The sequence below is a fragment of the Pseudomonas sp. 2(2015) genome, assembly GCF_000955865.1.
In the GTDB taxonomy this organism is placed as follows: Bacteria; Pseudomonadota; Gammaproteobacteria; order Pseudomonadales; family Pseudomonadaceae; genus Aquipseudomonas.
Map to the genome: position 1 here is coordinate 76182 of NZ_JYOF01000012.1, position 18214 is coordinate 94395.

Annotated in this window: 16 protein-coding genes and 1 tRNA gene; 4 read left to right on the plus strand and 13 right to left on the minus strand. The window is 62.5% G+C overall.

The window, feature by feature from the left end; genetic code table 11:
* Nucleotides 1-29 precede the first annotated feature (29 nt).
* The 6 genes from UB48_RS17200 to panB all read right to left on the minus strand — a co-directional run bounded on the left by UB48_RS17200 (nucleotide 30) and on the right by panB (nucleotide 4828).
* Nucleotides 30-827, minus strand: coding sequence for a carbon-nitrogen hydrolase family protein (locus UB48_RS17200; protein ID WP_045199241.1), 798 nt, complete (start codon nucleotides 825-827; stop codon nucleotides 30-32).
* Nucleotides 828-840: 13 nt separating this feature from the next.
* On the minus strand, nucleotides 841-2523 hold the full coding sequence (locus tag UB48_RS17205) for an NAD(P)/FAD-dependent oxidoreductase (RefSeq protein WP_045199243.1): 1683 nt from the start codon (nucleotides 2521-2523) through the stop codon (nucleotides 841-843).
* Between the two features lie 159 nt (nucleotides 2524-2682).
* Nucleotides 2683-2997, minus strand: a complete 315-nt coding sequence (locus tag UB48_RS17210) for a DNA-binding transcriptional regulator (protein ID WP_045199246.1) — start codon at nucleotides 2995-2997, stop codon at nucleotides 2683-2685.
* A gap of 1 nt (nucleotide 2998) precedes the next feature.
* The gene (locus UB48_RS17215) at nucleotides 2999-3337 is read right to left on the minus strand and encodes a hypothetical protein (RefSeq protein ID WP_045199248.1); all 339 of its coding nucleotides are present in this window, start codon (nucleotides 3335-3337) and stop codon (nucleotides 2999-3001) included.
* A 118-nt stretch (nucleotides 3338-3455) separates the two neighbouring features.
* Entirely contained in the window at nucleotides 3456-3917 is a 462-nt protein-coding gene (locus UB48_RS17220) for an Lrp/AsnC family transcriptional regulator (RefSeq protein WP_038998420.1), read from the minus strand.
* A gap of 92 nt (nucleotides 3918-4009) precedes the next feature.
* Nucleotides 4010-4828 carry a 3-methyl-2-oxobutanoate hydroxymethyltransferase gene (gene panB / locus UB48_RS17225; protein ID WP_045199252.1) on the minus strand — a complete coding sequence of 273 codons (819 nt, stop codon included), beginning with the start codon at nucleotides 4826-4828 and terminating at the stop codon, nucleotides 4010-4012.
* A 93-nt stretch (nucleotides 4829-4921) separates the two neighbouring features.
* Between panB and UB48_RS17230 the strand changes: the two genes are divergently transcribed.
* Entirely contained in the window at nucleotides 4922-5710 is a 789-nt protein-coding gene (locus UB48_RS17230) for a helix-turn-helix domain-containing protein (protein ID WP_045199254.1), read from the plus strand.
* Between the two features lie 41 nt (nucleotides 5711-5751).
* Here the strand turns inward: UB48_RS17230 and UB48_RS17235 are convergent.
* The 5 genes from UB48_RS17235 to rpsU all read right to left on the minus strand — a co-directional run bounded on the left by UB48_RS17235 (nucleotide 5752) and on the right by rpsU (nucleotide 14122).
* A tRNA-Ile gene (locus tag UB48_RS17235) sits at nucleotides 5752-5828 on the minus strand.
* A gap of 13 nt (nucleotides 5829-5841) precedes the next feature.
* Nucleotides 5842-9585, minus strand: a complete 3744-nt coding sequence (locus UB48_RS17240) for an EAL domain-containing protein (RefSeq protein ID WP_045199257.1) — start codon at nucleotides 9583-9585, stop codon at nucleotides 5842-5844.
* 128 nt (nucleotides 9586-9713) lie between these two features.
* Nucleotides 9714-11564, minus strand: coding sequence for an RNA polymerase sigma factor RpoD (gene rpoD / locus UB48_RS17245; RefSeq protein WP_045199259.1), 1851 nt, complete (start codon nucleotides 11562-11564; stop codon nucleotides 9714-9716).
* 67 nt (nucleotides 11565-11631) lie between these two features.
* Nucleotides 11632-13602: a DNA primase gene (gene dnaG / locus UB48_RS17250; RefSeq protein WP_045199261.1), complete on the minus strand. Its 1971-nt coding sequence runs from the start codon at nucleotides 13600-13602 to the stop codon at nucleotides 11632-11634.
* A 304-nt stretch (nucleotides 13603-13906) separates the two neighbouring features.
* Nucleotides 13907-14122, minus strand: coding sequence for a 30S ribosomal protein S21 (rpsU, locus tag UB48_RS17255; protein WP_002551877.1), 216 nt, complete (start codon nucleotides 14120-14122; stop codon nucleotides 13907-13909).
* A 201-nt stretch (nucleotides 14123-14323) separates the two neighbouring features.
* Here rpsU and tsaD point away from each other — a divergent pair, with 201 nt between their 5' ends.
* The gene (tsaD, locus tag UB48_RS17260) at nucleotides 14324-15349 is read left to right on the plus strand and encodes a tRNA (adenosine(37)-N6)-threonylcarbamoyltransferase complex transferase subunit TsaD (protein ID WP_038998431.1); all 1026 of its coding nucleotides are present in this window, start codon (nucleotides 14324-14326) and stop codon (nucleotides 15347-15349) included.
* A gap of 26 nt (nucleotides 15350-15375) precedes the next feature.
* Here tsaD and plsY read toward each other — a convergent pair whose 3' ends face one another.
* Entirely contained in the window at nucleotides 15376-15945 is a 570-nt protein-coding gene (plsY, locus tag UB48_RS17265; protein WP_045199269.1) for a glycerol-3-phosphate 1-O-acyltransferase PlsY, read from the minus strand.
* A gap of 74 nt (nucleotides 15946-16019) precedes the next feature.
* Here plsY and folB point away from each other — a divergent pair, with 74 nt between their 5' ends.
* Both folB and folK read left to right on the plus strand, forming a co-directional pair.
* Entirely contained in the window at nucleotides 16020-16373 is a 354-nt protein-coding gene (gene folB / locus UB48_RS17270) for a dihydroneopterin aldolase (protein WP_045199271.1), read from the plus strand.
* Nucleotides 16364-16873: a 2-amino-4-hydroxy-6-hydroxymethyldihydropteridine diphosphokinase gene (gene folK / locus UB48_RS17275; RefSeq protein WP_045199273.1), complete on the plus strand. Its 510-nt coding sequence runs from the start codon at nucleotides 16364-16366 to the stop codon at nucleotides 16871-16873. The genes folB and folK overlap by 10 nt, the downstream gene beginning before the upstream one ends.
* Before the next feature lie 87 nt (nucleotides 16874-16960).
* Here folK and UB48_RS17280 read toward each other — a convergent pair whose 3' ends face one another.
* On the minus strand, nucleotides 16961-18190 hold the full coding sequence (locus UB48_RS17280; RefSeq protein ID WP_045199275.1) for a multifunctional CCA addition/repair protein: 1230 nt from the start codon (nucleotides 18188-18190) through the stop codon (nucleotides 16961-16963).
* Between the last annotated feature and the right edge of the window lie 24 nt (nucleotides 18191-18214).

Genomic DNA, 18214 nt, shown 5'->3' on the forward strand with positions numbered 1-18214 from the left:
GGGTACAGGCGAACCGTCATGCTAGCGGATTATTGCCGCGGCGTGCTGTAGAGCTCGGGGCGCAGGTCGTGCAGGTAAGGGTTGTTGGCCCGCCCTTGCTGCACTCGCTGCAGGTTGAGGTCGGCGCTCAGCAGCGCGCTGTCACGACCGGCCATGGCCAGGATGCTGCCATCCGGGCCGACGATGCTGCTCTGCCCGCAGTAGTGGATTTCGCCTTCGCTGCCGCAGTAGTTGGCGTACGCCAGGTAGCACTGGTTCTCGTAGGCGCGGGCGCGCACGGTGACCTGGGCAATGAAGTCGAAGGGCACCATGTTCGCCGTCGGCACCAGGATCAGTTCGGCACCGGCCAGGGCCAGGCGCCGGGCGTTTTCCGGGAACTCGATGTCGTAGCAGATCAAAAAGCCCAGGCGCCAGCCGTTGAGCTCGACCACCGGAAAGTGATCGGGCCCCGGGCTGAACATCGCCCGGTCGAGGCCACCGAACAGGTGGGTCTTGCGGTAGTTGCACAGGCTGCTGCCGTGGGCGTCGATCAACTGCACGCTGTTGAAGATCTGCCCGTCCTCGGCCAGCTCCGGGTAGCCGTAGGCAATGGCGATGCGGTTGCTCTGGGCGATCTCCACCACGGCCATGGCCGAGGGGCCGTCTTCGGCTTCGGCCAGGCGCGCGACGGCTTCGCTGCCGATGTTGTAGCCGCTCAGGAACATCTCCGGGCATACCAGCAGTTCGGCGCCGCGGGCAGCGGCCAGTTGCGCCTGCTGGTGCAGGCGCTCGAGGTTGCCGGACAGGTCCAGCGGTTGCGGTTCGCCTTGGAACAGGGCGATGCGCATGGCGATTCTCCCGTCAGTCGGCCAGGGCGATCGGGCCGATTTCATTGAACACGTCGCCCGGGCCTGGGTTGTCCGGGTGGGTCTGGCCACCGAAGTGATTGATGATACCCCACACCGCATTGAGCGACGTTTGCACCGCGCCTTCGACCCAGGCCGGGGTCCACGACACATCGTCACCGGCAATGAAGATGCCGCGCTGCTCGGCCGGCATGTCCTGCTGCATGAAGTGCGCGTACATGCGCTGGTTGTAGCGGTAATGGCCGGGCAGGGCGCCCTTGAAGGCGCCGAGGAAGTGCGGGTCGGCTTCCCACGACACGGTGATCGGGTCGCCGATGATGTGCCCGGCGATATCGACTTTCGGGTAGATCTTCTTCAGCGCATCGAGGGCCAGCTTGACGCGCTTTTCCACCGGGTGCGGGAGCATTTTCAGCGCATCGCTCATCCACGAGTACGACAGGCAGATCACCCCCGGCTTGTCGTCGCCGTTGTCGAACAGGTAGGTGCCGCGGGTCAGGCGGTCGGTCAGGGTCATGCTCATCAGGTCGCGGCCGGTATCTGGATCCTTGTCCTTCCAGAACGGCCGGTCGACCATGACGAAGGTCTTCGACGACTGCATGTAGCGGGTACGGTCCAGGGCCATCCACATCTTCTGCGAGAACAGCGATTCTTCGCACTCGATCTGGGTGGTCAGCAGCCAGCTCTGGCAGGTGGTCAGCACCGCGGCGTAGTGGCGGGTGTCGCCCCAGGTGTCGGTTACCGCCAGGCGCCCGTCGCTGTCGCGGGCAATGCTTTTCACCCCGGCACGTGGCGCGCCGCGGTGTAGCGAGCTGAGGCTGGTGCCGGCCGGCCAGTGCGCGCAACGCTCCGGCACATGGCGCCAGATGCCCAGCGGCACTTGCTCGACGCCGCCAACTACCAGGTGCTGGTGATCGTCGCAGTTGGTCATCACCACGCGGAAGATTTCCAGCATCGAATTGGGGAAGTCCGAGTCCCAGCCACCGGTGCCGAAACCGACCTGGCCGAACACCTCGCGGTGCAGGAAGCTGAGCTTGGCGAAGGCTTTTGAGGTGGCGACGAAGTCGTAGAAGGTGCGGTCGTCCCACAGCGGTACCAGGGTGTTCCACAGCTCCTTGAGGCGCGGCACATCGCGGTCGCGGATGGCTTGCTGGATGTCGCCGAAGCGGGCGCCGTCTTCCAGGGCATCGGCCCAGGCGTCGGCAACCTCCTGGAACAACTTGGGCAAATCGGAGAGTTTTTCCGCGTAGTGGGTCTGGCCTTCGAGGTCGATTACCGTGCTGCCCGACGCAGGGGTCAGCGGGTTGGGAAAGGGCTTGGTTTCAAGGCCGAGCTTGTCGACATAGTGGTAGAACGCCGTCGACGACACCGGAAAGCGCATGCCACCCAGCTCGGCGATGATCCCGTCGCTGCCTTCGAAGGCTTGCGAGCGCAGGCGCCCACCCATTTTCGAAGCTTCGTAGACCACAGGCTTGAGGCCCAGCTTCATCAGCTCGTAGGCCGCCACCAGCCCGGCGATACCGGCACCGACAATCGCCACTTCCTCTCCATGGCGCGCCGCCGGGATGCTACCCAAGCCGGCCGGGTGCTCGATCCAGTCGTCAAAGGCAAAAGGAAAATCCGGGCCGAAAATGGTGATGGGTTTCTTGCCGTCGGCGGGGTGACGATTGTTCTTGTTCATAAGTGACCTTGCCAGGCGCTGCGCGGGGTGCGGAGCTTGAGTATAGAAAAACACTGGCGGTCATTTTAGGGGGTGGGGGTTACGTAATTAAGATGCAGAGTGTCGTCGTTATGATTTGATGTAAGTCATTTTGACGATACTGATTGGCTAAATGACGAGTCAGGCCAGCGCAGCCAGGTGCTCCACGGTTTCAGGGAATTTTTCTACCAGGCGAATCAGCGTCATTGCCTGGGCATTGGGGCGAGCCCGACCCTGTTCCCAGTTTTCCAGGGTGCGGGCATTGGTGCGCAGGTACATGGCAAATACCGCGCGAGACATGTTCAGGTGTTCGCGAATAGCCACAAGCTCCTCCGCCGAGACGTCCATCAACTCGGCGAGCTGTACTTTGTGCGAGCGCAGGGTCAGTTTGCCCTGGCGCTCCTGGGCAAGGGCATCGAAGCCTTCGTTCAGTTCGGAAAAAATATCACGTTTCATTTTATCTCCTCGCTTCGATTTCCAGATCGAGCATCTGTTTGAGCGAATGGCGTTGCGCAGGGCTCAGGTCGTCCAGTTGATCCTTGCCGTACAAGGTGAACAGCCAGAACTGTTGGCCGTTGCTCCACCAGTAATAGATGACTCGGATTCCACCGCGCTTGCCCTTGTGCCGCTGATCATCAGCAAAGCGAACTTTGCGCAAGCCCCCGGTCCCCTGGATGACTGAGCCGGCCTGAGGATTGAGCAGCAATACGAGCTGCAAGGCCCTCATCGCCTCGTCATCCAGGTAGTCACTGCGATAGCGCGCAAAGGCCGGTAGTTCGACGAAAAGTGCTTCCATGCTTTGTACGTTACCTGCGTATAGTTTGTGGTTATCAAGCCTTGCCGTCAAGCGACGGGCCTGTAACCAGCCTATACGTGCAGCCGCGATGCATCCGGGGGGATGATTGCCTGGTGTGTCAAACCGGCTGCCCGCGATCCACCTTGCTGCTGAGGATGATCGAGGTGGTGGTTTTTTCCACGCCTTCAACGCTGCCGATCTGGTCGAGCAACTGGTCCAGTTGCTCGGGCGAGTCGCTGCGCAGCCAGGCGACGTAATCGAATTCGCCACTGACCGCGCACAACTGCTGCACCTGGCCCATGGCGCTCAGGCGCCGCACCACGTCCTTGCCCGAACGCGGTTGTACCTTGATCCCGACATAGGCCTGCAGGCCACCATCGATCAGGCGCTGTCCCAGGCGCACGCCGTAGCCGCTGATGACCTTGGTCTTTTCCAGGCGGGCCAGGCGCGAAGTTACCGTGGTGCGCGCGATACCCAGTTGCCGGGCGAGCGTGGCGACGCTTTCACGGGCGTTGATCTGCAGCAGCGAGATCAGCTGGCGATCGATTTCGTCGAGGGCGACGGGGCGGCTGTCGGACATGGGCACTCTCTGGCAAGAGCCGCTTTGCGCGGCTCATGGAATAAGCGCGATAGCCTATCCATTGCCCTCACCCTGGGGCAAGGCGTCTGTGCTCAGCGCGCCTTGAAGCAGTGCTCGGCCTGGGGGAAGCTGCCGTCGCGTACTTCCCGGGCATAGGCGGCCAATGCCTGGGCAATCTGCGGCTGAAGGTCGGCAAAGCGTTTGACGAAGCGCGGTTGGTATTCACCGAACAAACCCAGCAGGTCCTCGGTGACCAGCACCTGGCCATCGCAGGCAGGCGAAGCGCCGATACCGATGGTGGGGATTGTCAGCTCTTCGCTCACACGGCGTGCCAGGGGTTCGGCGATGCCTTCGAGCACCACCGAAAAGGCACCGGCGGCCTGCATGGCCAGGGCATCCTGGCGCACTTTGGCGGCGCCCTGGTCGTCGCGGCCCTGGGCCTTGAAACCTCCCAGGCAGTTAACCTGTTGCGGCATCAGGCCGACATGGGCCATGACCGGAATCCCACGGCGGGTGAGGAATTCTACGGTCTCGGCCAGCTCTTCACCGCCCTCAAGCTTGACGCCCTGGGCACCTGTCTCGCGCAGCAGCCGGGCGGCGCTGAGGAAGGCCTGTTCGGGTGAAGCCTGATAGCTGCCAAAGGGCAGGTCGATGACCACGCAAGCACGCTGGGAGCCGCGCATCACTGCCTGGCCATGGGCAATCATCATCTCCAGGCTGACTCCCAAAGTGCTGGGCAGGCCATACAGCACCATGCCCACCGAGTCGCCGACGATAATCACGTCTGCTTCGGCATCTACCCAACGCGCCATCGGCATGCTGTAGGCGGTCAATACCACCAGGTTGCCAGCGCCCTTGCGTTGCTGGATGGCGGGCACGCTCAAACGGTTTTCACGCACATGGCTGCTCATCGGTCTCTCCTTGGGTTGTTCAACGAAGCCGGGCGCAGGCTACCATCGGCCTTCGTCGGCTCACTTGAGCAAAGGAGACAGGCATTGCCGCCAATGAGACAAAGCAGTGAAGTACCGCCGTTGCCGGACTTCCAGCAACTGCCGGGGCCGGTTTACCGGCGCATGTTTGCTATTCCGGCCGGCCATCGCGTGCAAATGCACAGACACCCCTGGGTGCAGTTCACCTACGCCAGCGCCGGGATCATGCAAGTGGTCACCGAGCAGCACAGCTACCTACTGCCGCCGCAATGTGCGTTGTGGATACCGGCGGGGGTCGAGCACACCGCCTACAGCGACCAGACCATCGAGTTTCGCGGGCTGTACCTGGATGACTCGCTGCTCAATGGCTACCAGCGTCCTTGCGGTGTGGTGCAAGTCACGCCGCTGGTACGCGAGCTGATCGCCAAGGCCAACAGCTTTGCACCGCAATACCCTGCCCAAGGCGCCCAGGCGCGGCTGTTGCAGGTGCTGGTCGATGAGTTGCGCGAACTGCCCGAAGCGCCGTTCGGCCTGCCGCTGCCCAGTGATCCGCGCCTGCGCCGAATCAGCGAAGCCTTGCAGGCCAACCCGGCCGACAACCGCAGCATTGAAGACTGGGCGCAGCAGGTGGGGGCTTCGCGGCGCACCCTGGTGCGGTTGTTCCAGGCCCAGACGCAGTTGTCGTTCAGGGAATGGCGCCAACGCTTGCGCCTGTTGGCGGCCTTGCCGTTGCTGGCGCAAGGCATGAGCGTCACGGCGCTGGCCAATGAGCTGGGCTACGACTCGGTGTCGGCGTTCATCGCCTTGTTCCAGCGTCACTACGGCAAGACCCCGGGCTTGTGGGCGGCAGAATTGCGCAGCTGACAGCGGGCACAAAAAAACCGCGCCATGCGCGGTTTTTTGTTTGGTGGGCCCAGCAGGACTCGAACCTGCGACCAAGGGATTATGAGTCCCCTGCTCTAACCAACTGAGCTATAGGCCCCAGTGGACGCGGATTATAACGAGGGATTCCAGGCTGTGCCATCCGAAAGATCTGAAAGAGCTATGCGAAGGAAGGTCCTGGCGAATTCCTCGGCCGGTAGCGGCAGGCTGACGATGTAGCCCTGGATCTGCTCGCAGCCTTCGGCAGCAAGAAACTGCTGCTGAGCCTGGCTTTCCACCCCTTCGGCGATGATGGTCAGTTGCATGCTGCGGCCCAGGGCGATGATGGCGCGGGCAATAGCCGCATCATGAGGATCGTCGGGCAGGCCGCGGATGAACGACTGGTCGATCTTGAGGATATCCAGCGGCAGGCGTTTGAGGTAGCTCAGCGACGAGTAGCCGGTGCCGAAGTCGTCGATCGCCAGTTGCACGCCCAGGTGCTTGAGTTGATGGAGGATGGCCAGGGCTTCTTCGGCCTGGCTCATGATGAAGTTCTCGGTGATTTCCAACTGCAGGTCACCGGCCTTGAGCTGGTGGGTCTTGAGCAGTTGTTCGATGCGTTTGACCAGGCTTGGCTGGCGCAACTGAGCGCCGGCGAGGTTGACCGACAGCGGGCCGAACGCCAGGTAGTTATGCTTCCAGACCTGCATTTGCCGGCAGGCTTGTTCCAGTACCCAGTCACCCAGTTGCAGGATCATGCCGTTCTCTTCGGCCAGTGCAATGAAGTGCTCCGGCGGGACGTCGCCGAACGTCGGGTTGGTCCAGCGGATCAGCGCTTCGGCGCCGACCAGGCTCTGGGTCTTGAGGCTGAACTTGGGCTGGTAGCACAGGCTCAGTTCATTGCGCTCGATGGCCCGGCGCAGTTCGTGCTCCAGAGCGATGCGCTCGCTGGCCTGGGCGGTGAGGTCGCGGGTGTAGGACTCGACCCGGTTGCGCCCCTTGGCCTTGGAGCGGTACATGGCGGCGTCGGCGTTGCGGATCAGCGAGGCGACGTCGGTGCCGTCCTGTGGATAAAGGCTGGTGCCGATGCTGGCGCTGGTGAAGAACTCATGTTCGCCAGCCTGGAACGGTGCGCCAAAGCAGGCCAGCAGTTTGTGCGCGATGTGCTCGGCATCACTAGGCTGGTGCAGGCCGGGCAGGAGGATGATGAACTCGTCGCCGCCCAGGCGTGCGACGGTATCGATGTCGCGCACCTGTTCCTTGAGCCGCTGGGCGATGCCTTTAAGCAACAGGTCGCCGACCGGATGGCCGAGGCTGTCGTTGATGTGCTTGAAGCGATCGAGATCGAGAAACAGCACCGCGCCTTGGCGCTTGGAGGCCTGGGAACAGTTGAGCGCGGCCTGCAGGCGGCTTTCGAACAGGGTGCGATTGGGCAGGCCGGTCAGCGGGTCGTGATGGGCCTGGTAATCGAGCTTGGCCTGGGCGTGCTTGAGGCTGGAGATATCGGCGAACACCGCGACAAAGTGGGTGATGGCGCGCTCGCTGTTGCGCACCGCGCTGATGGTCAGCCAACTGGGGTAAACCTCGCCGTTCTTGCGCCGGTTGTGGATTTCGCCCTGCCAATGGCCCTCGGCCGTCAGTTGGTGCCACATGGCCACATAGAAGGCGCTATCGTGCTGGCCGGAGGCGAGCAGCCGTGGGGTCTGACCCAGCGCTTCAAACTCGCTGTAGCCGGTGATTTCGCTGAAGGCGCGGTTGACCGCACTGATGCGCTGGTCGATGTCGGTGATCAACACGCCTTCGGCGGTGTTCTCGAATACGGTGGCGGCCAGTTGCAGTTTTTCCTGCATCAGATGGCGCTCGGTGATGTCGCGGGCGATGGTCAGCATGCAATCGACCCCGGCAATCGGCAGCGGCCTGGCTGACAGTTCGCAGAGACGGATCTGGCCGTCGCTGCGGCGGATATGGCAGCTGAAATCACGCACGAAGCCGTCGCGCTGGAGCATGTCCAGCAGCCGCCGGCGCTCGTTGAGGTCGACCCAGATACCCAGGTCCAGCGAGGTGTGGTCCAGCGACATGTGGGTGTCGTAGCCGGTCAGGCGGCAGAAGCCTTCGTTCACTTCAATCAGCAAACCGTCGCTCTGGCGCGACAGCAGCAGGCCGTCGGGGGAGGCGTGGAAGGCCTTGGCGAACTTCTCTTCGGAGGTTTGCAGCTGCTCCTGGGTTTCTTTCAGCTGGCTGATGTCGCGTACTGCCACTACCAGCGCCGGCGTGCTGTCGAGCTGGAAGGTCTCGGCGGAAGTCAGGCCGGTGAACAGCTGGCCGTTGCTGCGCCGGAAGAGCATTTCCAGGTTGCGGATGCTGCCTGCCTGCAAGCGCTTGAGCAGGTCCGGGCCAACGCCGTCGATGCCCCAGATGTTCAGCTCGGTGGCGGTGCGGCCCAGCACTTGCGCCGGGCTCAGGCCGATCTGTTCTTCAAAGGCCTCGTTGACTTCCAGCAGGCAGCCGTCGCTCATCCGGGCGATCACCAGGATATCCGGGCACTGCTGAAACACCGAGGCGAACTTCTGCTCCGACAGGCGCAGGGCTTCTTCGGCGTTCTTGGTTTCGCTGATGTCGATCATCAGCCCGCGCATCACTGGTTTGTGCCCGTGTTCGATGAGGCTGACGATATCGCGTACCCACAGGCTGCGGCCGTCGGCGCGGATTACGCGGTAATCAAGGCTGTGATCGCGGCCGGCGGCGGTTTCGCTGTCGCAATAGGCCTGGGCCCAGAGGGCGTCGTCAGGGTGGATGATGCTGCGCCAGAAGCCCGGGCGCAGCCACTGGTTCAACGGGTAGCCGAGCAGGTCTTCGGCATGGGGCGAGACGTAGCTGTAGGTGAAGTCGTTGGCGTCGGCTTCCCAGGCAATGGCCGAAAGGCTTTCGACCAGGCCGCGGTAGTGGTATTCGCTGCTACGCAGTTCCTGCTCAAGGGCGATGCGCCGGGAAATCTCCGAGCTCAGGCGGCGGTTGACGCGGATCACCGCAGCAAGGATGGCGATCATCAGCAGCAGGGCGGGCAGGCCATAGATCAGCAGGTCGTACCACAGCGTGCGGTGGTCAAGCACTTTGCCGACCCAGCGCTCCTGGATATTGCTGATTTCGCCGGGGCTCATGTCGGCCATGACCTTGTCGAGAATGCCGACGAGGATCTTCTGTTCCCGTGGCACTGCCATGGCCAGCTGATAGCGGTAGGGCGTTTCGCCGCTGACGTAGAGGCCTTCGAGCTTGAGCTGGCGCAGGCTCCAGATGCTCGAGGCAAGGTCGCCCACCACGGCATCCACTTCATCGGTGGCCAGGGCCTGCAGCGCCGAGCTGACATTGGGCAGGGCCACCAGGTTGAGGTCCGGGTGGTGGGTGCGCAACAGCTCGTGGGGCGCGTAGTTTTCCACCACGGCGATCTTCAGGCCGTAGAGGTCCTTGATGGTCCGTGGTTGCGGCCCGCCATCATGGGCGAGGATGACGATCGGAAAATCCAGGTACGGGCGGGTGAAGGCCAGAAAGCTCTGGCGCTCTGGGGTCGACATGATGCCGGGCAGCAGGTCGAGCTTGTTCTGCCGGGCCTGCTCGAGCACGGCAGTCCAGCTGATCGGCTCGATCGGCTTGAACTGCACGTCCAGGCGGTCCTGGATAAGGGCAATGTAGTCGGCGGCCAATCCCTGGTAGCGACCGTCCTGGTCCCGGTATTCAAAAGGTGGCCAGGATGCATCGACGCCCAGGCGCAGCTGCGGGTGTGCGCTGAGCCAGGCTTGTTCTTCCTCAGTCAGGGTCAAGGCGCCGGCAGTTGCACTCCAGACGAGCAGGAGAGCCAACAGAAGGGCCGGCATTCGGGGCATAACGGCCTCGTCACACAGGTGGATTGATTCGAGTGTAGACGGGCATTTCAGCGGCGGGGTAGTGGGCAAAGGCTGAAAAGCGCCGTTCGCCGGAAAAGAAAAACCCCGGCCTGGGCCGGGGTTTGTCATCACTCGTCGAGGAAGGAGCGCAGATGCTCGCTTCGCGTCGGATGGCGCAGCTTGCGCAGCGCCTTGGCTTCAATCTGACGGATCCGCTCGCGGGTCACGTCGAATTGTTTGCCGACCTCTTCGAGGGTGTGATCGGTGTTCATGTCGATACCGAAACGCATGCGCAGCACCTTGGCTTCGCGTGCGGTCAGACCGGAGAGCACGTCACGGGTCGCTTCCTTGAGGCTTTCGACTGTGGCCACATCGATTGGCGACTGCATGGTCGAGTCTTCGATGAAGTCACCCAGGTGCGAATCTTCGTCGTCACCGATTGGGGTTTCCATGGAGATCGGCTCTTTGGCGATCTTCAATACCTTGCGGATCTTGTCCTCAGGCATTTCCATGCGCTCACCCAGCTCTTCCGGGGTCGGTTCGCGACCCATTTCCTGCAACATCTGCCGGGAAATACGGTTGAGCTTGTTGATCGTCTCGATCATGTGCACCGGAATACGGATGGTGCGGGCCTGGTCGGCGATCGAACGGGTGATCGCCTGGCGAATCCACCAGGTGGCATAGGTCGAGAACTTGTAACCACGACGGTATTCGAACTTGTCCACCGCCTTCATCAGGCCGATGTTGCCTTCCTGGATCAGGTCGAGGAACTGCAGGCCGCGGTTGGTGTACTTCTTGGCGATCGAGATAACCAGACGCAGGTTGGCCTCGACCATTTCTTTCTTGGCGCGACGAGCCTTGGCTTCACCGATCGACATGCGACGGTTGATGTCCTTGATCTCGGCGATGGTCAGGCCGGTTTCGCTTTCGAGGTCGATCAGCTTCTGCTGGCAGGCCACGATGGCGTCGCTTTTCTCACCCAGGGCAGCCGCCCATTTGGTGCTGCGCTTGGCCAGGTCGCTGGCCCAGGTCTGGTCGATTTCGTTGCTCGGGAACAGGCGCAGGAAGTCGGCACGTGGCATGCGCGCGTCACGGACGCACAGTTGCATGATGGCGCGTTCTTGCTGACGCAGGCGGTCCAGGGCGCTACGAACGCGCTCAACCAGGGCTTCGAACTGCTTCGGTACCAGCTTGATCGGCATGAACAGCTCGGCCAGATCAAGCATCGCCTTGAGGCTGTCCTTGTGGCTGCGGCCGTTCTTCTTCAGTACCTTGAGGGTAGCGTTGAGCTGATCCTGGACGGCACCGAAGCGCTGTTGCGCGACGACCGGATCCGGACCGCTTTCGACTTCTTCCTCTTCGTCGCTGCTTTCCTCTTTCTCTTCCTCGTCGTCGTCAGCATCGGCCTTGGCCGGGGCTTTCGGGTCGATCGGCGGCGGCACCTCGGCCGGCGGCGCGATGCCGTCGTCCGGGTCGATGTAACCGCTGAGAACGTCGGACAGGCGGCCACCTTCGGTGGTGACGCGATCGTACTCGGAGAGGATGTGCTCGACCGTACCCGGGAAGTGGGCGATAGCACCCATGACTTCACGAATACCTTCTTCGATCCGCTTGGCGATTTCGATTTCGCCTTCGCGGGTCAGAAGCTCGACGGTACCCATTTCACGCATGTACATGCGCACCGGGTCAGTCGTGCGACCAATATCGGTTTCCACAGCCGCCAACGCTGCGGCGGCTTCTTCAGCTGCGGCTTCGTCGGTGTCGGCTTCGGCCAACAAAAGGGCATCCGCATCCGGAGCACTCTCGAATACGTTGATCCCCATGTCGTTGATCATGCGGATGATGTCTTCCACCTGCTCCGGATCTGAAATATCCTCTGGCAGGTGGTCGTTGACCTCCGCGTAAGTCAGGTAGCCCTGCTCACGACCGCGGGTGATCAACTCTTTGATGCGAGACTGCTGTTGCGCTTTTCCGGACATAACACCCTATCCACTGAAGGTCTTGGCGGGCAAAAAACAAGCCGAGGATTATACCCGAGCTAGGACCTCACGCGCCAGTTGAGGTCGGGGTTTGTGCGGGAACATTACGGCTTAACAGGTCACGCAGCTGATTTTTTTCCTCTGCGCTCAAGTCACTTTGACGTGCTTTCCTGAGCAGATGTTCCAGGCTGCGCTCGCGTTGGCGAGCGGACAAGCTAGTTATGGTGTCGAAAAACTGTTGTTCAAGGTTATCGGCATCGATCAGCCATTCCTTTTCTGCCAATGCCCTTAGCAGGCGGCCCTGTTCGGTGCCATGCCAGCGGGCGATCAGCTGTAGTGAGCGTAGCTCAGGATTCTTTTGCAACGCCTCGAGCAGGGCTACCAGCAACTGGGCATAGACGTGTTCTTCGGCCGCCAGCTGGCTGGCATCTTCGACCTTTTTCGCCAGTTGCGGGTGATGCAGCAAGGTGCGCAGGGCGCTCAAGGTCGGCGGTTCTACCGAGGTCGGCACCCGTGGTGGCGCATCCTGGCGCTGGCCATTGCGCTCCCAGGGCTTGCCCTTCTTGTCCCAGGGTTTGCCGTCCCACTTTTTCTTGCCGCCCTTGTTCGGTGTCCACTGCTGTTGTGGTGCGGCGTACTCGGGCTGGTGAAAATCAGCGTAATCCGGTGTGTAGTCGGGAATCGCGTCGTAATCGATGCCCGGGTCGTAACTGGGTGGAGCTTCAGCCGGTGCAGTGTGCGCCAGTTGTTCGACCTGCTGGTTGTCCAGGCCGGTGATTTCCTTGAGGCGGTTGCGCATCAAGGCGCGAAGATTCGCCCCGGGCACTTTTTCGATCAACGGTGCAGCGAGGGTGGCCATGTGTGCCTTGCCCTCGAGCGAGCGCGGGTCAGCTTCCTCGGTCAACTGCTGGAAAAAATAATCGGCCAGCGGCTGCGCATGCTGGTTGATGCGCGCGCGGAAGGCATCGGTGCCTTCGGCGCGTACCAGGGTGTCGGGGTCTTCGCCTTCCGGCAAAAACAGAAAGCGCGCCTTGCGCCCGTCCTGCAGGCTCGAAAGCGTTGCTTCCAGGGCGCGCCAGGCAGCATTGCGGCCGGCCTGGTCGCCGTCAAAACAGAACAGCACGCTCGGCACCACGCGAAACAGACGCTTGAGGTGCTCTTCGCTGGTGGCCGTGCCCAGGGTTGCCACCGCGTTGCGCAAGCCTTGCTGCGCGAGGGCGATGACGTCCATGTAGCCTTCGACCACGATGATCTCGTCGAGGTTGCGGTTGAACTTGCGCGCCTCGTACAGCCCGTACAGCTCCTGGCCCTTGTGGAACACCGGGGTTTCCGGGGAGTTGAGGTACTTGGGCTTGTCGTCGCCCAGAACCCGGCCGCCGAAGGCGATGACCCGGCCACGGCTGTCGCGGATCGGAAACATCACCCGGTCACGGAAGCGGTCGTAGCGCTTGCCGGACTCGGCGTTCTCGATCAGCAGGCCGGCATCAATCATGGCCTTTTGCTGCAAGGTATCGCTGCTCAAGTGTTTGAACAGGTTGTCCCAGCCGGGCGGGGCAAAGCCCAGGCCGAAGTCGCGGGCGATCTCGCCGGACAGGCCGCGGCCCTTGAGGTAGTCGACCGCGGATTTGCGCGTCGGATGGCTGCGCAGCGCCTGGCGATAAAATTCGGCGGCGGCTTCAAGCAGCGGGTACAGCGGTGAATCGACTGGTTGCCGGGGTTTGTGAGCACGCCCGCTTTCTTCGCGGGGGATCTCCATGCCGGCGGCCTTGGCCAGTTCCTCGACGGCCTGGGGGAAATCCAGGTTGTCGTGGTCCATGATGAAGCCAAGGGCGTTGCCGCCCGCGCCGCAGCCAAAGCAGTAATAGAACTGTTTGTCGGGGCTGACGCTGAAGGACGGGGTCTTTTCCTTGTGGAACGGGCAGCAGGCCGTGAGGTTCTTGCCAGCTTTTTTCAGCTGCACGCGCGAACTCACCACATCGACGATGTCGGTACGGTTGAGCAGGTCGTCGATAAAACTCTGGGGAATCAGCCCGGCCATGGCACTCTCATCATCAGGCGATAAGCAAGTGTAATCGCTAATGCGGCGGGAACGGCTGCGCGTTCGAGCGATGTCGAATGGCGTAACACAAAATACGGAAAGACGTGCTCGTCTGCAGCCGGTGAAGGCTCGTCAGGAAGGACGTGCACAGCTGGCGTTGCGGCCAGTTCTGACGATTCAGGCAGGTTGTCCATGCTGCAGGGCAACAGGACGCCTTGGGCCCGAAGGCCAAAGGATCAAGCAACAACTGCCGGCAGCCCGGCTGTGGGCCGGGCGAGGCAGAAGCTTGCGACGGACGTCTGTATTAGTACAGACGAACGGCGCGGCGCTGTTCGCGCTGAACTTTCTTGGCGTGACGTTTAACAGCGGCTGCTGCTTTGCGCTTACGCTCAGAAGTCGGCTTCTCGTAAAATTCGCGGCTACGAACTTCAGCCAGAACACCGGCTTTTTCGCAGGAGCGCTTGAAACGACGCAGAGCTACGTCGAAGGGTTCATTCTCTTTAACTTTGACGGCTGGCATCCAGAGCTACCTTCATTCATTACCGGGGTCAACGAACTCGTGGCAAAAATGTGCGCTGGAGAACGTCGGTTTTTAAGGGTTGCGGATGTTAACCCTTAGCCGACCGGAATGCAAAGCCTCTGATCGAAAACCGCTGGTCGGCGTCGGGAGCGGGGACTATCATGCGCGCCTTCGAATTCAGCCTCAACAAGGCACGGACCCATGCTAGTACTGGGATTGGAAACATCCTGCGACGAAACCGGCGTCGCATTATACGACAGTGAACGCGGCCTTTTGGCCGATGCATTGTTCAGTCAGATCGACCTGCACCGCGTCTATGGCGGGGTGGTGCCGGAGCTGGCCTCGCGTGATCACGTCAAGCGCATGCTGCCGTTGATCCGCCAGGTGCTGGCCGAAGCCGACTGCGTCGCCACCGAGATCGACGCCATCGCCTATACCGCAGGCCCCGGCCTGGTCGGCGCACTCCTGGTGGGCGCTTCCTGCGCCCAGGCCCTGGCCTTTGCCTGGGGGATTCCGGCGCTTGGCGTGCATCACATGGAAGGTCACCTGCTGGCGCCGATGCTCGAAGAGCAGCCACCCGAGTTCCCGTTCGTCGCCTTGCTGGTGTCGGGCGGGCATACCCAGTTGGTGCGCGTCGACGGTATCGGTCAGTACGAGTTGCTCGGCGAGACCCTCGATGACGCCGCCGGCGAAGCCTTCGACAAGACCGCCAAGCTGATCGGCCTGCCGTACCCGGGTGGCCCGGAGATCGCTCGCCTGGCAACCCAGGGCGTGCCCGGGCGCTTTGTCTTCCCGCGGCCGATGACCGACCGCCCGGGGCTGGATTTCAGCTTCAGCGGCCTGAAAACCTTTGCCCTCAATACCTGGCAGCAGTGCCAGAGTGCTGGGGACGACGGTGAGCAAACCCGTTGCGACGTGTCGCTGGCCTTCCAGCAGGCGGTGGTGGAGACTTTGACCATCAAGTGCAAACGAGCCCTCAAGCAGACCGGCCTCAAGCGCCTGGTGATCGCTGGCGGCGTCAGTGCCAACAAGGCCTTGCGCGCTTCGCTGGAAGACATGTTGGCTGGCATCAAGGGTAATGTGTACTACGCCCGGCCGCAGTTTTGCACCGATAACGGCGCCATGATTGCCTACGCCGGCTGCCAGCGTCTGGCCGCCGGGCAGCAGGAAAGCCTGGCGATCAGCGTGCAGGCGCGCTGGCCAATGGAGCAACTGGCGCCGCTGTGAAGCTGAGCGTTGCTCATGCGCTGGATTCAGAAATGCCGTTCGCGTCCGGCGAAAAGGTCGCGTAGATTGCCGCGGTGACGCCAGACGATCAGCACGGTCAGCACGCTGATTGGCAGCAACGCTTCCGGCTCGCGCCAGGCCAGTAGTGGCAGGGTCAGTGGCGTTGCCACCAGCGCCGCCAGCGAGCTGGTGCGGGTCAGGTAGAAGGTCAGCAGCCAGGCGCTGATGGCCAGCAAGGCGGCTGGCGGGTAAAGCCCCAGCAGCATGCCGGCGGCGGTGGCGACACCTTTGCCGCCGCGAAAGCGGAAGTACACCGGAAACAGATGGCCAATCACCGCGCACACGCCGATCCAGGCCTGTTGCTGCAGGTCGAGGCCAGCAAGATTGGCGACCAGCACGGGCAGCAGGCCCTTGCACAGGTCGCCAAGCAGGGTCAGGACCGCCAGTTTGCGGCCGGCCAGGCGCAGCATGTTGGTTGCACCGGCATTGCCTGAACCGCTCATGCGCGGGTCCGGGCTGCCATTGAGGCGGCTGAGGACGATGGCAAAGGACAGAGAGCCAAGCAGGTAGGCGCACAGCGCCAGTAACCAAAACATGCTAACCATTCCGGGCGAGGACGCCCTGATTCTAACGGCGCAACGCGCCCTTGTCGTGCTGTGGAGAGAAGTGCTTGGACAGAGTGTTCATCGAGGGGCTGGAAGTCGATACCGTGATCGGCGCCTATGACTGGGAGCGCGGAATCCGCCAGTGCCTGCGCCTGGACCTGAGCTTTGCCTGGGATAACCGCCCGGCCGCAGCCGGAGACGACCTGACCAAGGCCCTGGACTACGCCAGCGTGTCGGCGCGCATCCAGGCGTTTGCCGAGCAGTCCGAGTTCCAGTTGGTGGAAACCTTCGCCGAGCGCCTGGCGGCGGTGCTGATGAGCGAGTTCCAGATTCCCTGGTTGCGCCTGAAACTGACCAAGCCTGGCGCGGTACCGGCCGCCACTGGGGTCGGCGTGGAGATCGAGCGCGGATGTCTCTGAACAGGGTTTACCTCGGGCTGGGCAGTAATATCGAGCGCGAGCGGCACTTGACCGCCGGGCTCGATGCCTTGGCCGAAATGCTCACTGACATGCACTGTTCGGCGGTGTTCGAAAGCCAGGCGGTGGGCATCAAGAGCGGACCGTTCTTCAACCTGGTGGTCAGCGGTTTGACCGAGCTGCCGCTGATGGAACTGGATCGCCGGCTCAAGTTCATCGAGGCCGACAATGGCCGCTACGCCCCCGAGCGCAAAGGCCTGCCGCTGGATATCGACGTGCTGATGTACAACGACCTGCATGGCAGCTTCGACGGGCTGGTATTGCCGCGGGCAGAGATTCTCAAGAACGCATTCGTGTTGTGGCCGCTGGCGTTGATTGCGCCAGCGCTTAAGCACCCGGGTGCCGGCAAAACCATGAGCCAGCTGTGGGCCGAGGCGCAAATCGAGCAAGTGCTGGCGCCGGTACCGTTCGAGTGGCGTGGGCAACAACTAACCAGGATTTGACCCCATCGCTGGCAAGCCAGCTCCCACAAGGTCCGGTGTAGGCAGGCCCTGTGGGAGCTGGCTTGCCAGCGATGAAGGCGACACGCATTACCGCTTGGCGTCGTCCTTGTACGCCTTCAACGCCTTCAGCCGCTCGCCCTTGAGCGCCTCGCCCAGCGCCTGCCCGGTCAGCCCTCGTTGCACCAGCGGTTGCACCTGAACTGCACGCGCCGCCGCCGCTGCGCCGCGCAGGTAATCAGCCTGTGGATAATCACGTTGCTCCAGGCCCTTGCGGCCCCGGGCGTCCATCTCGCAGGCGACGATAAACTCCTCGAAACGCTGCGGCCGGCGGTACACATCGAAGCTTTGCAGCAGCTCCAGCAAGGTCGAGGCGCGCAGTTCCAGGGCCCGGTGGCAGTGGGTGTGATATTCCCCGACCAGCAAGGCCAGTTCCTGGCATTCACGGGGCGCCTTGAAGCGCTGGTTCACCGCCTTGATCAACTTCAGCCCGCGTTGCTCGTGAGCGATGTGCCGTGGCCATTCTTCCTCTGGGGTAAGGCCCTTGCCCAGGTCGTGCAGCAAGCAGGCCCAGCGCACGCTCAGGGGCTGCTGGTGCAGGGCGGCTTGCTCGAGCACCGAGAGGGTATGGATGCCGCTGTCGATCTCCGGGTGATGGGCCTCAGGCTGCGGCACCCCGAACAGCGCATCGAGCTCGGGCATCAGTTGCTTGAGGGCGCCGCAATCGCGCAATACCTGGATGAATACCTGGGGTTGGTCCTCCATCAGCGCCCGGGCGATTTCCTTCCAGCTGCGCTCGGCGGTCAGGGCTTGCAGTTCGCCTGAATCTCCCAGTTCGCGCATCAGCTCGATGGTTTCCGGGGCCACGCTAAAGCCCATGCCGGCATAGCGCGCGGCAAAGCGGGCGACGCGCAGCACGCGCAAGGGATCTTCGGCGAATGCCGGGGAAACATGGCGCAAAATTCGGGCTTCTAGGTCTTTCTGGCCGTTATACGGGTCGCAGATATTGCCCTCGTCGTCCTCGGCCATGGCATTGATGGTCAGGTCGCGGCGGATCAGGTCCTGCTCGAGGGTAACCTCGGGGCTGGCGTGGAAGGTGAAGCCGCCATAGCCGCGTCCGCTCTTGCGCTCGGTGCGCGCCAAGGCGTATTCCTCACCGCTTTTGGGGTGCAGGAACACCGGGAAATCCGCCCCGACCGGGCGATAGCCCAGGGCTTGCATTTGTTCCGCCGTGGCGCCGACCACGACCCAGTCGATATCACTGACCGGCCTGCCGAGCAGGCGGTCGCGTACGGCGCCGCCGACTTTGTAGATCTGCATGTAGAACCTCCGTTGATGCCACAG